Below are 14,841 nucleotides of genomic sequence, written 5' to 3'. Positions count from 1 at the left end.
TTTAACATTCCCATAGGTTTTCTAGCTTCTTCGTAAGTGATTTCGATTCCATTTTCTTTAAATACTTGAACGAAAACATCAAGTGGTGCAAAACATCCATAATCTACTGTAGTACCTGCCCAATCAAATATAACTGCTTTAATCTCTCTTTTCATTATTTATTCCTCCCAAAGTATCTTTTTTTAATTAATTCATATATTGCTTTTACTAAAAGGTTCGTCCCAACAATCAGGATTCCCATTGCTGCTGCTTTAGCTTGATCTCCAACTTCATCAAGGTTTACCATTGCTATAGAAGCAAGAGTAGTCTTTGATGTGTATAGGAAAACTGCTGCTGAAACTGTAGTCATACAGTTAACGAAGTAGTATATAAAAATCTCGCCGATAGTGTGCTTAGTAAGTGGTAGAGTCACATTGAAGAATGTTTTATACCAAGGTACACCCATAGATAGAGATACAATTTCAAACTCTTTATCCAACTTTTTCAAAGATGTTGATGCTGTCATAAAAGCAACTGAGAAAAAGTGTACAATGTTTACAAGAACCAAAATCCAAAGTGTTCCGTAGATACTATTGAATGGGTTACCTACCCAACCAAGTAGTGGAACTCTTATATAATCCATATTGAAGAAGAAGATATAACCTAAACCTAAAACCATTCCGGGAAGAGCTAAAGGTACGATAGCAAAGAATTTGATAACATTTCTTAGCTTAGTTAAACTTTCAGTCTTTAAACAGATGTATGCACCAAGGTATGCTATAGCTGTTCCAAACAGTGCTGAAAGCATTGCGATAGTTACCGAGTTTTTATAGAAGTGGAAAGCTCCACCGTTAAAGTCAAAGAATTTGTAGTTATTCAATGTAAGCTCAAAGTTATAAGGCCACATTTTAACGAAAGATGCAACTGCTGCTGCAACGAAAAGCCCTAAGACACTAAGACCAATTAACCAACAGAAACAGTAGAAGAAAATATCTCTTCCAGTAGAGTTTTCAATTCTGTAGTTCATCGACTTTGCATTGAAAGTATCTCTTTGCTTTTTCTCTAAAGATTTTTCAAAGAAGAAAGATATCACTGCTGGGATAAGTAAAAGTATACTTACAACTGCTCCTCTTCCTAAGTTTTGTTGTCCAATTACTTGCTTATAGATATCTGTAGCTAAAACATTGTAGTTTCCACCAACAACTTTTGGAGCTCCAAAATCTGTGAAAGCAAGAATGAATGAAACTGTCGCAGTAGAGAACACTGCATATTTACAAGATGGTAAAGTTATAGTGAAGAACTGCTTCACTTTACTTGTTCCAAGAGTTTTAGCAGCTTCGTAAAGTCTATAGTCACTATTTTGTAATGCCATTGATATAATCAAGTAAGCTTGAGGTAGAGTGTAGATTACCTCACTTATTACAATTCCAGTAGGACCATAAAGATTTATATCAGTTGCTATAGCGGGAAAGTTTCCAAAGAAACCAGTTGTAATAACTCCCATTCTTCCGAAAAGATATACAAGAGAGATACCGTGTAACATAGTCGGAGCAAATATAGGTAGAAGAATTAGAAACTTTAAAACTCCTTTTCCTTTTATATTACTTCTAGCCATTCCATAAGAATACCCAAATCCTAAAATTAAAGTTATAATCATAGTTAAACTAGCAATTTTAACTGTATTAAAGAATGAAGCCATAACCCCTGGACTAGTTAGATACTGTATAAAGTTTTGTAATCCAATAAAGTTTCCAGCATTATCCTCTGTCGCTTTTATACTTAAAGTGATTAGAGGAAAGGCCAATGTAACAATGAAAAATGCTACGATTGCCCAAACCATTATATCCCTGACTTTTTCAGAAAGTAGTTTCTCAGATTTTTTAAAAACTAACTCCATTCAACTTCGCCTCCTAAAGTTCTTTCAACTTTAAGGAAGATATGCTGGTCTTTTTTTAAAGGTATATGAGCAATTTTATTTCTACAGATATCAACTTCGATTATATAGTTCTTTTTGTTAACTTTTAATCTATAGTATGATCCCATATATTCCCACGATTCCAATGTTCCCATAAAGAAGTTTTCAGTATGCTCATCAGCTAACGAGATATCTTCAGGTCTTGCCATAACTTTTGTTCCATTGATTTCAAACTTATTAACTTTTCCTATAAAATCACCAATAAAGTTATTAGCTGGGTTTTCATAGATATCTTGAGGTGTTCCAACTTGAACAACCTTAGCATTATCCATAACAATTATTCTATCTGACATAGAAAGAGCTTCCTCTTGGTCATGAGTAACCATGATAGTTGTGATTCCAAGTTTCTTTTGAAGGTCTTTTATATCATTTCTAAGCTTTTCTCTAACTTTAGCATCAAGTGCTGAAAGTGGTTCGTCGAGTAAAAGAATATCTGGTGAGTAAGATATTGCTCTTGCAAGAGCTACTCTTTGTTGTTGTCCTCCAGAAAGTTCATTTGGGTATTTGTTTTCTTGTCCTCTTAAACCAACAAGTTCAAGAGACTCATCTACCTTTTTTCTGATTATATCTTTTGGTATTTTTTTATTTTTCATTCCGTAAGCTATATTTTCACCAACCGTTAAGTTAGGGAAAAGAGCATATGATTGGAACACAATTGACATATTTCTTTTTGATGGGTGTTTCTTTGTGATATTCTCATCCTTTAAGAAAATTTCACCACTATCCACAGTTTCAAGACCAGCAATTATTCTAAGCAGTGTTGTTTTACCACAACCAGATGGTCCTAAGAAACAGATAAACTCCCCTCTTTCTATTTCGAAATCTATATTGTTTAATGCTTTGAATTTACCGAAAGTTTTTTCAATATTTTTTATTTTTAAATAACTCATTAAATCCTCCCTCTTTCATCATCTATAGTTATAATACTACATCAGAGTTAAAAACAAATTAAAACCAAGTAAAACACGAGTAAAACAAAGGTTAAAATTTTGTTAAAAAATAAAAGCTACAGATTTCTCTGTAGCTAGTTAAAGTAAGTATTAGTTTTTTTCAGTTTTTGAACCGAACTTAGCTTCCCAAGTTGAAAGAACACGTTCTTTGTTAGCTGCAGCCCAAGAGAAGTCATTTGCAATAAGTTGAGATATTGGGTTTTCAGGGAACCCTTTTGGAGGTTTAACATCCATCTCTCTTGAAACAATTGCATATGACTTAGCATACATAGCCATTGCTTCTTCAGATATAGCCCAATCTAAGAAGATTTTTGCTTCATCTTTTATATCTTTTTTATTTATAAGAGCGTTTGCTTCTGAATCCCAACCTGATCCTTCTGAAGGGAAGTAAACATTTATAGGTGCTCCTTCATTTTTAATTTTGATTCCAGGGTATCCATAAGAGATTCCAATTGGATATTCTCCTGAAGCTGCTGTTTTTGCAGGCTTTGAACCAGAGTGAGTATAAACTCCCATGTTTTTATCTAAGTCAGCCATATATTGCCAAGCTTGTTCCTCTCCTAAAAGTTGAACTAAAGCAGAAACAGTTAAGAATCCAGTTCCAGATGAAGCTGGGTTTGGCATAGAGATTAATCCTCTATATTCAGGCTTTAAAAGGTCGGCAAAGTTTTTAGGTTCTTCTATTCCAAGTTTTTTCATCTCAATAGTGTTAACAGAGATTGCTGTCATCCAAGCATTATTTCCAACCCATTTAGGATCTTTTCCACTGTTGTCTTTAAACTTTGTATTTATTTTTTCTATACCTTTAGGTGAGTATGCTTTTAAAAGATTAGCTTCATCTAAAACTAATAATCCAGTTGCTGCAGTTCCCCATATAACATCAGCTTGAGGATTGTTTTTCTCTGCTAAAACTCTAGAAACTATAACACCCGTAGATTCTCTAACGATATTTAACTTTATATCAGGATATTGTTTTTTGAAAGATGCTAAATATTCTGGTATTTGTTCGTTTTCTAAAGCTGTATATACTGTTATCTCTTTGTTTTTGTTACCAGCAGCAGAGGGTTTCTCAGAACTTCCACACCCAACTAAAAGTCCAGCAAAAAGTAGTGAACCAATTATTTTTTTATTAATCATTTAAATCACCCCATAGTTTATTTTATAAAATGATTATACTTTATCTATGTAAAGAGAAAATGAAAAAAAGGTAAAAGAAAGGTAAAACCATAAAAAAATTAAATATTAATATCTCACAGAGGAATAAAACCAACCAAAACCAAAAAATGAATTAATTTTTTAGAAAAAAAGTAAAAAGTCGAAAAAAAAGTATATTTTACCTAGAAAAAAAATGGAATTCGAGATATAATTTATAGAAAACTATTTTGTTATGAAAAAAATTGATTAAATTTGATAGAAGATGACGAAGGATTTGTTTTAGTGTGTGCTATTTATAATTAAGGGGGATGAATGAATAGGATAAGAATACTAATTATGTTCTTAATAAGTTTTAGCATGATATTTTCAACAGAAAGATATATACCTAAAAATAAAGAGGAAAGAGATTATCTTGAAAAAGCTAGAGAGAGAACATTTAAAGTAGGAGTAGTTCAGAAAAATTATTTTGCATCAGAAAAAATTGATGGAGTATCGTTAAATGATATTGTTGAAGATATGTTTAGAAGCTATTTAGGAATGAATGTTGCTATTGAAAAGAGAGAATGGGATGAGAATTATAGTAATTTTAAAAATGGTGAGTTAGATATTTTAACGTATTTAACACCGTCAGAGGATAGAATAAATTATGCTTTATTCACTCAAGGAATTATTGAGGAGAACTTAGTAGTAGTTTCAAGAGATAAGAAAATAGATACAATAAATGACTTAAATGGCTTAGAAGTGTATGTAACTCAAAATAGTATTTATCAAAAGTTTTTAGAGAGATTGATTGATAAAAATAGTCTCGATTTAAAGTATATTGAAGTTTCAGATATAGGAGATAAAAGACCATTTTCTTATGTCGATTCTGATTTGAATACTATCGGCGAAAAAAATAAATTAATATTAGGGAGACTTCCAAAAGCTACTTTAGGGCTATTAAAGGAGCATGATGAATTAGTAAAAATAATTGATAACTCTTTGGATGAAAAATATGGAGCTTTAATAAAAAATTGGTTTGAAAAAAGAAAAGAAAAAATATTTAAAGATAAACTAGATAAATTGTTAACAGAAAATGAAAAGCAGTATTTGACAGATCTACCAGTGCTTCGAGTAGCATATGGAGATATTGAAAAGATTAGTACTTATTCATCTTTAGAAAATAGATATATTGGAATAGCACCAAGAATTATAAATTATATCTCTGAAAAAACAGATATTCAAGTTATCGAAAGCGTAAATTTAAGAAAAACAAATTGGAGAGCTTGGAAAGAAAAACTTTCAGACGGATATATTGATATGATGCTTCTTTCTAAAACTTCAGAACGTGAAAAAGAGTTTCTGTTTACGAATAAATTATCAGATTTAAACATATATGAAATAACGGATTTAAATAGTGAAAATAAAACAAATAAAACAATTGGAGTTATAAAAGATTCCATTGAAGAAAAAGTAGCTCTTGAGTACTTTATAAATAGTAAAATTAAAAGGTATGAAAGTGAAGAAAAAATAAATCAAGATTTTAAAAGAAAAAAAATAGATACAATATTGTCTATAAACGCAGATAATTATGATATTTCTAAGTATACTGTGAGAGTTTTAGATGTTGTGCCAATGAATATAGTCTTGAAAAAAGAACACATAATATTAAGGGATATATTTAATAAAGTTATAGATGAATTTATTAATATAGATGAATTTATGCAAGATTCTGAGATTACGAGAAGGAAAACTGAACTTTATGAGAAAAGAGCTCATAAAAACATAATTGTTTTAATTGTAATAAGCTGTTTCTTTTTAAGTATTTTAGTGATGCATCAAACGGCAAAAATGCAAAAGCATAAAAAAACAACTAAAGAGCTATTAAAAGATGATTTAACAGGATTATATAGTCGAAGAGTGTATAATGAATTTTGCAGAGAAAATATAAAGTTAGAAGGGTGTGCTATATTACTCGATTTAAATAACTTTAAGAGTGTAAATGATACCTATGGTCATGACTATGGTGATAAGATATTGATTGAAGTTGGAAAATGCTTACAAAAGGTATTTAATAAAGATTATGTATTCAGAATATCTGGAGATGAATTTTATGTATTTTTAAACTGTATTGAAGATGTAGAGTTAAAGTTTAGAAAACTGAAAAAAATATTTAAAGATTCTACAATATTAAGAAATTATAATATATCATTTAGTTTAGGGTATTATTATAAAAAAGATGATGTTACTATGATTGATGCTTTCAAATATGCAGATATGGCTATGTATTTTGCAAAACGTGAAAAAAAAGAGTGGTATGAAGAAGCCACTGATGAGTTTATAAATCAAAATGCAAGAAAAAAGAAGCTTGAGATACTTATAAAGAAAGGTTTTGATAAAGAGTTCTATGCTGTATTTCAAGGTAAATATGATTTGAATAATAAAGATTTAATAGGAGCAGAGGCCTTAACAAGATGGAATAATAGTGATTTAGGATTAGTTCCGCCAATAGAGTTTATTCCGATAGCTGAGGAGCTAGGAATGATTCATAAAATAGATTATAAGATTGCAGAACTTGCAGTAAAAGAAACAAAAAAAATGTTGTCTCAGAAAAGAGTAAAGGATGACTTCAGAATGTCATTTAACATGTCAGTAGAAACTTTTAGAAGAGATGATATTGTAGAATATATATTTAGTCTTTTAGAAAAGTATTCACTAGATGGAAAAAACTTAGAAATTGAAATCACAGAAAGCATGTTTTTAAAAGATGCTAAAAATGTGATATTAAAACTTCAAAAATTAAGTGAAAAAGGCATCTATATATCTGTAGATGACTTTACAGCAGGATATTCAACAGTTGGATTACTAACCACTTTGCCAATAGATGTAGTTAAGTTTGATAGGTCTTTAATGGCAACGATATGTGAAAATTCAGATAAAGGAAGAAGTGTTTATATAGGATTAGCAAAGATGATAAAAAGTTTAAAACTTAAAGTTGTTGCAGAAGGAATAGAGGGAAAAGAGCAGTACGAGTTTTTAAAAGAGATTGGAATAAATTATGGTCAAGGGTACTATTTAGGAAAGCCAGAAAGAATTTTAAAAGATGGCAATATTTAAGGAGGAACGATGTTTGAGGTAAAAAATTATGTTGAAAGTGATTTCAAATCGCTTTTCAATATTCATAGAAATGCATTTAGAAGTTATTCTAAAAAAGAGAGCTTAGATGATTTTAAAAAGTCTATCGAAAATACAGTTGGAAAAGTCTTAGTTTTACAAAATGAGATAATAGGAGCTATATTTTTAGAGGCAAAAGATATAGAGGGAGAGTTTAAAGTTAAAAAACTGTTTATAACACCAAAATATCAAAATAAAGGCTTAGGATATTTCATTTTGACTCACCTGAAAGAGGAAGATGAAGCTATAAAAAGTATTGAGTTAGAAATATCTGAAGAGAATTTAAAAACTAAAAAGTTTTGTGAAAAAATGTTAAAAGAAATATAGAAAAAGAGGTAAAAAATGAAAAATAAAATATCTGCTTTAGGGCAATATCTAGTTAAAGAAACAGGAAAGAATTTTAATTTTAAAATGATAAAACCTGATGGATACTATAAAGGAGTGTTATTCTCTTACGGAATAGATGACTACTTAGTTTCAAGTGATAGAGTTGAATTGTTAGGTACAATTGAGTTAATCTCAATGAAAACAGCAAGAGATTATCCAGCTAAGCTTGTTAGAAGATACACTCATAGTAAATTTGATAGAATCGGAAAGAAAAAAGAGGAAACAATTGTAGTAAATGGAGTTAAATATTACATAATTAAATTGTAAAAAGCTAAAAAAAATGGTATAATTTTTTTCGAAAGAATTTAATAAACAAGATGTTTGGGAGATCCATCTGTAAAAAAAACCAGCTAAGGATGCGGTTTTTTTCGTGTCCTTTTTTGTTTTGTGGGTCCCAGAAAGGGAGAGGTTATGAAAAAAGTAATTATTGATTGTGATCCAGGAATTGATGATTCGTTGGCACTGATTTTAGCATTAAAATCACCAGAATTGGATGTTATTGGAATTACGATTTGTGCTGGAAATGTTCCAGTAGAACTTGGAGGAGTAAACGCCTATAAAGTTCTAAAACTAATGAATAGAGAGGATATTCCAATCTATTTAGGAGATAATAAGTTGTTGAAAAGAGAGCTTGTTACAGCTCAGGATACACATGGAGAGGATGGCTTAGGTGAAGTTTTACCTGAGATTGAAATTCCAGAAGAAACTATAAAGTTAGGGGCTGTGGATTATTTAATTCAAACCTTAAAAAATAGTGAAGATGTATCGATTATAGCTTTAGGTCCGTTGACAAATTTAGCAAAGGCTGTGGAGAGGGAAAAAGATATTTTGAAAAAAGCTGAGAGAATAGTTTCTATGGGTGGAGCTTTTAGAACAAATGGTAACTGTTCACAAGTGGCAGAGTTTAACTATTGGGTTGATCCTCAATCGGTAAATGTAGTTTTTGAAAATGTTGATAAGGCGATAGAGCTAATACCTCTAGATGTAACTAGAAAGATAGTTTTAACACCAAATTATAGAGAGTATCTAAGACAGATGAAAAATGATGTAGCACAGTTTATCTATGATGTAACAGGATTTTATGTAGATTTCCACTGGATGCAAGAGAGGACTTTAGGGTGTGTTATAAACGATCCTTTAGCAGTGGCATATTTTATAAAACCAGAGTTATGTAAGGGAGTTTTGACACATTTAGAGTGTGTGGAAGATGGACCTGCTATGGGGCAGAGTTTGATAGATATTGGTGATTTCTATAGAAGAAATCCAAATGTATTTATAAACACTGAGGTAGATGAGAAGGAGTTCTTTAATCTATTCTTCAAAAGAGTTTTTCCAGAAAATATAAAAGATACAGAAATCGTGTTAAAGGGGTATTAAAAATGACTATGGCAGATATATTATTAAAAAATGAAGTATTATGGGCAATAAAATTATTGGTAAGTTTTATAACAGTTTTAGGAGCATATAAGTGTTTTGGTAAAGTTGGATTGTTTGTTTGGATTCCAATATCTATGTTTATAGCAAACGTTGAGGTTATGATTTTAGTTAAGTTATTCGGGCTACACGCTTCTTTAGGAAATATTCCTTACGCGAGTGCTTTCCTTGTTACAGATATTCTTTCAGAGAAGTATGGAGAAGAGGATGCAAAGAAAGCTATATGGATTGGATTCTTTACTAATATAGTTGTAGCTTTAATGATAAATTTTGCTCTTATGTTTACACCGGAAGTTGATGGAGTGGAAACGTTTGGTAATTTAAAATCTATTTTTGGATTGTTCCCTAGATTTATGATAGTTGGATTAGTATCTTATGCTATTTCTCAAAATATAGATATCTATCTATATAAAAAATTAAAAGAGAAGTTTCCGAATCATTTATGGATTAGAAACAACGGAAGTACAATGATAAGTCAGTTAGTAGATAACATTTTATTTACGACATTTGCATTTATAGGAGTGTTCCCAGTTTCAGTTATGTTTGAGATATTCTTAAGTACATATATCTTAAAGTGGATAGTAGCAGCTTTAGATACACCGTTCCTATACTTAGCTACTAAGATGGATTCTAAAAAATCATTATGTTAATAGTTTAGAGGTTAGAGTTTTTCTAGCCTCTTTTTTTTAATTTTTTTCTAAAATAGAACATTTTTTAGACTTCTTGAAGAAAATTTAAAAAAATTTAAAAAAATTTCAAGTAGTTAAGAAAAATAAAATATGCTACAATGTGACTAAAAATATTTTCTAAAAATAAAATGACGCATGAAGAAATTAAATAATGACAAAAATGGCTGATTTTATATAAAAATCAGTCTTTTTTTTTTAAAAGGAGTAAAAATATGATTTATTATGATAATGCATCAACGACATATCCAAAGTTTAATAGAGTATATGATGGAACAATGGAGTTATACAAAGAGATAGGGATTAATTTTACTAGAAATAGTTCAGATAAAAGTAAGAATGCAAAAGAGATAAAGAAAAATTTAATAAATAACATCAAAAATATATTTTCAACAAAAAATGAAGTAATATTAAACTCTTCAGCAACTTTTTCATGTAATGAGATAATATTAGGACTAAATTATGAAAATATAAAAACAATTTACATTTCGCCTTTCGAACATAATTCAGTTTACAGAGTTATAAAAAAAGTAGCAAAAGAAAAAAATATAGAGCTGAAAATTTTAAAATTTAAAAAATTTGAATTGGATATAGAGGATATGAATTTACAATTTTTATCACAAAAACCAGATTTAATTATACTTAATCATGCTTCAAATGTTTTTGGAAACATTTTACCTGTTCTTGATATTTTTGAAGCTGGAAAAAAATATGATGCAATTACAGTTTTAGATGCAAGTCAAACAGGAGGTGTTTTAGATTTTTCAGAGATTTCTGAAATCGCAGATTTTATAGTATTTGCAGGTCATAAAAATTTATATGGTCCTTCAGGAATAGGAGGGTATATCTACAATAAAAAAATTTCTTTAAAACCTCTACTATATGGAGGAACAGGAATAAAATCTGAAGATGAAGAGATGCCAGAGGAACTGCCAGAGAGGTTTGAAGCTGGAAGTCCAAATATATTAGGAATGATTGGACTTAAAATTGCAACAGATGAGTTGTTAGAAGTAGGAATAGAAAATATAAAATCAAAAAAAGAACAAAACTTTAAAAAGTTATATGAACTTTTAGAGGAGTATTCATATGATATAAAAATACACTCAGAAAAAGAGAAAAATATTGGAGTATTATCAATAACTGGGTTTGATTACTCACCTCAAGAGTTAGAAGAGATTATGAATGACAACGAGATTATAACGAGAAGAGGGATGCACTGTGCACCACTTGCTCATCATCATATAGGAACTCAGGATGGAGGAACACTTAGATTCTCAGTTGGATATTTTAATAGTAATCAAGATTTAGAAGGCTTAAAAGAAACATTAAATAAAATATTTTAATTCATAGAGAGGATAAAAAATGAAGGTAAAGAGATTAAAAGAGATATTTGAAGACGAAGATGAAGGAAGAATAATACTTCCAAATTTCCAAAGAGATTTTGTATGGGATACAAAGCAGCAAAAAGAGTTACTTGCGACATTTTTAGTGGAGTTACCTATAAGCAGCATTCTTTTGTTAAAAGGAAGCTGTAATGATTTTAATTATAGAAAGCTATGTTATTCAAATGAAGTTGAATGTGCTAAAGAGGAGTGCATGTATCTTTTAGATGGTCAGCAGAGAATGTCAACTTTAAAAGCTATGTTTGTTGATTTATTTAAAGGTGAATGGGAGAATAGTTACTCAGATTTATATGGAAAAATAAAGAATAGATGGTTTTTAAAAGTTTCAACTTCAGATGATGAAACAGAGGATGTATTTGGTTATAATAATTTAGATTTTGAGCATGGTAGTTTAAGAAAATATACACCAAGTGAAATTATAGATTTTATTCAAGAGTATAAAATTCATAAAACAAAAAATATAAATTGCTGGTACCATCCAAAATTTCAGTTTGAAAAAACAACTGATTCAGGAAAGATAAACGAGTTTGCAAATTTATGTTCTGATCAAAATCTTATTCCACTATTTGGATTAAATGAGAGTAATAAACTTCAGGATAAAGTTGTGGAAAAGATTGCAAATAAAAGAGCAGATAAAATAATAGATGAGATAGAAGAGTACGAAAACATAAAAAAAATAGAGAAAATAAAATGTTATTTTAAGGATTTTTCTTCTGAAGTAGATGAAGAAGAATTAATAGATGAATTTGAAACAAGAAAAAATAGTTTAAAGTATGAATTGTCAATGAAATGGAAAACTAAAATTATAAATTTCTTAGATAAATTAGTAGAACAAGAGGTTTCGATAATTGAAATAGAAAAAAATGAGATAAGTAGAGGAATAGCCATATTCGAAACAATAAATAAAGGTGGGACACCTTTAGATAATTATGATTTAATTGTAGCTAAAGCAGCAAAAGATTCTAAATTAGAATCTTTAACTCAAAGAATAAAAAGAATTGTAGAGTTAGGAATTGAGTTACCACAAGATTTTAAAGAAAGAAGTTGGAATGGAATAAACTTTGGTTTGATTGAAGGACAAGAGGAGTTGAATAAGAGATTTAAAAATCAATATTTAAACTTATTATCAATTTTTTCTCATGTAAAAGATCCGTTGAAGTTAAAATTAGAACATATAAAAAGAGATAAAATTTTTGAAATTTCATCAGAAGATATAAATTCTTTAACTGAAAAAACAGTTATTTCATTGTTGAGAGCATTAGCGTTTGTTAATACTAGATTAGGAATAACGAAATTTGGTAACTTCTCATTTGAATTAATGGTTTTACCTATGGCTTATATATTTTCTGAAGATAAAAATTGGAACAATAAAAAAGTATTAGATAAAGTTGAATATTGGTACTGGACATCAATATTTATAGGAAGATACAGAGAGCGTCAAAATATAAGAACCGTAGATGATTTAAAAACTATTTACCGATGGATTATTCAAGAGGATTTAGAAGATTTGAAAGTTAAAGAATTAGTTTGTGAAAATATAGGGAAGGTATTAAATGTAGAGGAGTACTCAGATTTAGAAACATTATTAAATGATTCTAAAACACCATCTCAAGTTAGTAAGAATTTATTATACTATATTTTAAGTTTAGAACCATTTGATTTATTACCAGAGAATCATTCGAAAAAACTTAAAGCATTTGAGATAACAGAAGCATCAGTAGAACTGGAAGATCATCATTTAATACCTTTAGGAACAGGCACTAAATATGGAGAGCTGAGTTCTAAAATAAGAAACGATAAAAATCATATTTTAAATAGTGTTTTAAATAGAACTCTTATAAGCAAAGAAGCAAATAGGAAAATTAGAGATATGGGGTTTGAAAAGTATATGCAAGATGTACAAGATATATCTAGAATAGGTCAGATGATAAATAAAGATTTGTTGCAGAAGGAAAATGAACAACAAAATGCATACTATAGAAGAGTTTTAGAAAATAGATTTAATATAATAAAAGATACATTGTTAAGAGAGCTTCACTATTTAAGTGAAAGATAGAAAATGAGGATGTAAAAATGGAAAAAAAAGAAGTTAAAATTTGTTGGAATGAAATAGATAATGTTCCAGTAATTTTAGAAGAGGGTGTGACATCATCATTAAAAGAGATCGCAAAAGATTTAAGACCAGTATTTTTACAAGAAAAATGGTTATTAATGAACTTGTTTCCAGATAGATTAGATGATAAATTCTTAAAAAAATCAGTTTGGGCAACAAAACAGAATAGATATATAGTTAACGGTGAGATGGTTGGTTTAATAGCAACATCAAAATTTAAAAAAATGACTCAATCAGAAATTGAAAATTTAAGGAAAGAAGTGATGAAGTTTTCAATAACAGAGGAGCATTTAGAAGTTGAAAGAGATTGCTTCGATAAATTTATAAAAGCAAACAGTAGTCGTTTTAATATACTGGTAAAAAGTGAGAATAGAGACGAAGAGGGAGAGTTCATAGGAGCAATTCCTTTTATCGTTGAAAATGCAGAAAAATATAAAAATAGAATGATGCTAGTATCTTTCTCTGGTGGAAAAGATTCTACAGTTGTTTCTCATTTGGTGAGATTGGCTTTAAATAATCAAAGTATTTTACACATATTTGGAGATACAACATTAGAACTGCCTAAGTCATATGAATATGTAGAGAGGTTTAAAGAGGAAAATCCATTTACACCATTTTTCGAAGAGAGAAATGAAGAGAATAATTTCTTCGAAATGTGTGAAGAGATTGGACCACCAAGTAGAGTTAAAAGCTGGTGCTGCTCAATATTTAAAACTGGACCAATGGGAACAACACTTGCAAATTTTGATGAAAATATAATAACATTTTTAGGTCTTAGAAGAGGAGAGTCAGCGTCTAGATCTAAATATAAAAAAGTATCTCAAAGTCCAAAAATATTAAAACAGATGGTAGCTTCTCCAATTATAGATTGGTGTGACTTAGATGTTTGGTTATATATGCTAACAGAAGAATTAGATTTTAATGATTCATATAGACAAGGATTTGCAAGAGTAGGATGTTGGGTATGTCCAAATAACGGTTCATGGTCTGAACTTCTTTCATCAATATATAATTCAGAGGAATATGATAAATGGTATTCATTTTTAATTGATTTTTCTAAAAGAATAGGGAAGTTAGATTATGAGGATTATGTTAAAGATGGTAAATGGAAAGCAAGACAAGGAGGAGATGGATTAGAAAAAAGTACAGAGATAATTGTAGAAGCTAAAGAGTGTATCAATGAGAAAAATTCAAAAACGTTTGTATTAAATAAATCTGTAAACGAAGATTTTATTCAACTTTTCAAGCCGTTTGGAACTATGAAGATATTTGAAAAAAACAAAGCGGTTGAAATAATTTTAATGGATAGAGGCAACACTCCAATCTTCAAGTTATCTTATAGAATTGAGGGAACGGAAGTTAAAGTTACAATCATGAAAACTGATGATAAATATATATTCAATAAAATTCAAAAGCAGTTTAATAAATTTAATAGTTGTCTTTACTGTCAAGGGTGTAACTCGGCTTGTCCGACAGGAGCTATATACGTTAGCAACGGAAAATACATAGTAGATGAAAATAAGTGTGTAAACTGCTTAAAATGTATAGATAAATTTGATTCGGGATGTTTAATAGCATCAGCATTAAAAATAAAAAAGAGGTAGAA

At 29.4% G+C, this 14,841-nt stretch carries 11 protein-coding genes; 8 read left to right on the top strand and 3 right to left on the bottom strand.

Annotated elements, in window-relative coordinates; genetic code table 11:
- Positions 1 to 154: 154 nt before the first annotated feature.
- From Q0O83_RS02960 to Q0O83_RS02950, 3 genes are all read right to left on the bottom strand, one after another.
- The gene (locus Q0O83_RS02960) at positions 155 to 1,876 is read right to left on the bottom strand and encodes a putative 2-aminoethylphosphonate ABC transporter permease subunit (RefSeq protein ID WP_294094047.1); all 1,722 of its coding nucleotides are present in this window, start codon (positions 1,874 to 1,876) and stop codon (positions 155 to 157) included.
- A complete protein-coding gene (locus Q0O83_RS02955; RefSeq protein ID WP_294094046.1) occupies positions 1,867 to 2,844 on the bottom strand; it encodes an ATP-binding cassette domain-containing protein in 978 nt (325 codons plus the stop codon). The genes Q0O83_RS02960 and Q0O83_RS02955 overlap by 10 nt, the downstream gene beginning before the upstream one ends.
- Positions 2,845 to 2,994: 150 nt before the next feature.
- Positions 2,995 to 4,041 carry a putative 2-aminoethylphosphonate ABC transporter substrate-binding protein gene (locus Q0O83_RS02950; RefSeq protein WP_294094045.1) on the bottom strand — a complete coding sequence of 349 codons (1,047 nt, stop codon included), beginning with the start codon at positions 4,039 to 4,041 and terminating at the stop codon, positions 2,995 to 2,997.
- 330 nt (positions 4,042 to 4,371) lie between these two features.
- Between Q0O83_RS02950 and Q0O83_RS02945 the strand changes: the two genes are divergently transcribed.
- The 8 genes from Q0O83_RS02945 to Q0O83_RS02910 all read left to right on the top strand — a co-directional run bounded on the left by Q0O83_RS02945 (position 4,372) and on the right by Q0O83_RS02910 (position 14,839).
- Positions 4,372 to 7,155 (top strand): EAL domain-containing protein, encoded by a 2,784-nt coding sequence (locus Q0O83_RS02945; RefSeq protein ID WP_294094044.1) that lies wholly within the window; start codon positions 4,372 to 4,374, stop codon positions 7,153 to 7,155.
- A 9-nt stretch (positions 7,156 to 7,164) separates the two neighbouring features.
- Entirely contained in the window at positions 7,165 to 7,539 is a 375-nt protein-coding gene (locus Q0O83_RS02940) for a GNAT family N-acetyltransferase (protein ID WP_294094043.1), read from the top strand.
- A 15-nt stretch (positions 7,540 to 7,554) separates the two neighbouring features.
- Entirely contained in the window at positions 7,555 to 7,866 is a 312-nt protein-coding gene (locus Q0O83_RS02935; protein WP_294094042.1) for a hypothetical protein, read from the top strand.
- Positions 7,867 to 8,010: 144 nt separating this feature from the next.
- Positions 8,011 to 8,976, top strand: coding sequence for a nucleoside hydrolase (locus tag Q0O83_RS02930; protein WP_294094041.1), 966 nt, complete (start codon positions 8,011 to 8,013; stop codon positions 8,974 to 8,976).
- Between the two features lie 8 nt (positions 8,977 to 8,984).
- Complete coding sequence (locus tag Q0O83_RS02925) at positions 8,985 to 9,683, top strand: queuosine precursor transporter (protein ID WP_294094040.1); 699 nt, start codon at positions 8,985 to 8,987, stop codon at positions 9,681 to 9,683.
- A gap of 251 nt (positions 9,684 to 9,934) precedes the next feature.
- Positions 9,935 to 11,062 (top strand): aminotransferase class V-fold PLP-dependent enzyme, encoded by a 1,128-nt coding sequence (locus Q0O83_RS02920; protein WP_294094039.1) that lies wholly within the window; start codon positions 9,935 to 9,937, stop codon positions 11,060 to 11,062.
- A gap of 19 nt (positions 11,063 to 11,081) precedes the next feature.
- Positions 11,082 to 13,178 carry a DUF262 domain-containing protein gene (locus tag Q0O83_RS02915; RefSeq protein ID WP_294094038.1) on the top strand — a complete coding sequence of 699 codons (2,097 nt, stop codon included), beginning with the start codon at positions 11,082 to 11,084 and terminating at the stop codon, positions 13,176 to 13,178.
- Positions 13,179 to 13,195: 17 nt separating this feature from the next.
- Positions 13,196 to 14,839, top strand: a complete 1,644-nt coding sequence (locus Q0O83_RS02910) for a phosphoadenosine phosphosulfate reductase family protein (protein WP_294094037.1) — start codon at positions 13,196 to 13,198, stop codon at positions 14,837 to 14,839.
- Positions 14,840 to 14,841: the final 2 nt, after the last annotated feature.

Origin of the sequence: uncultured Cetobacterium sp., assembly GCF_945952365.1 — a bacterium.
Taxonomy (GTDB): Bacteria; Fusobacteriota; Fusobacteriia; order Fusobacteriales; family Fusobacteriaceae; genus Cetobacterium_A.
Note: the sequence above shows the minus strand (reverse complement) of the source record. Positions and strands in the feature narration are given on the sequence as shown.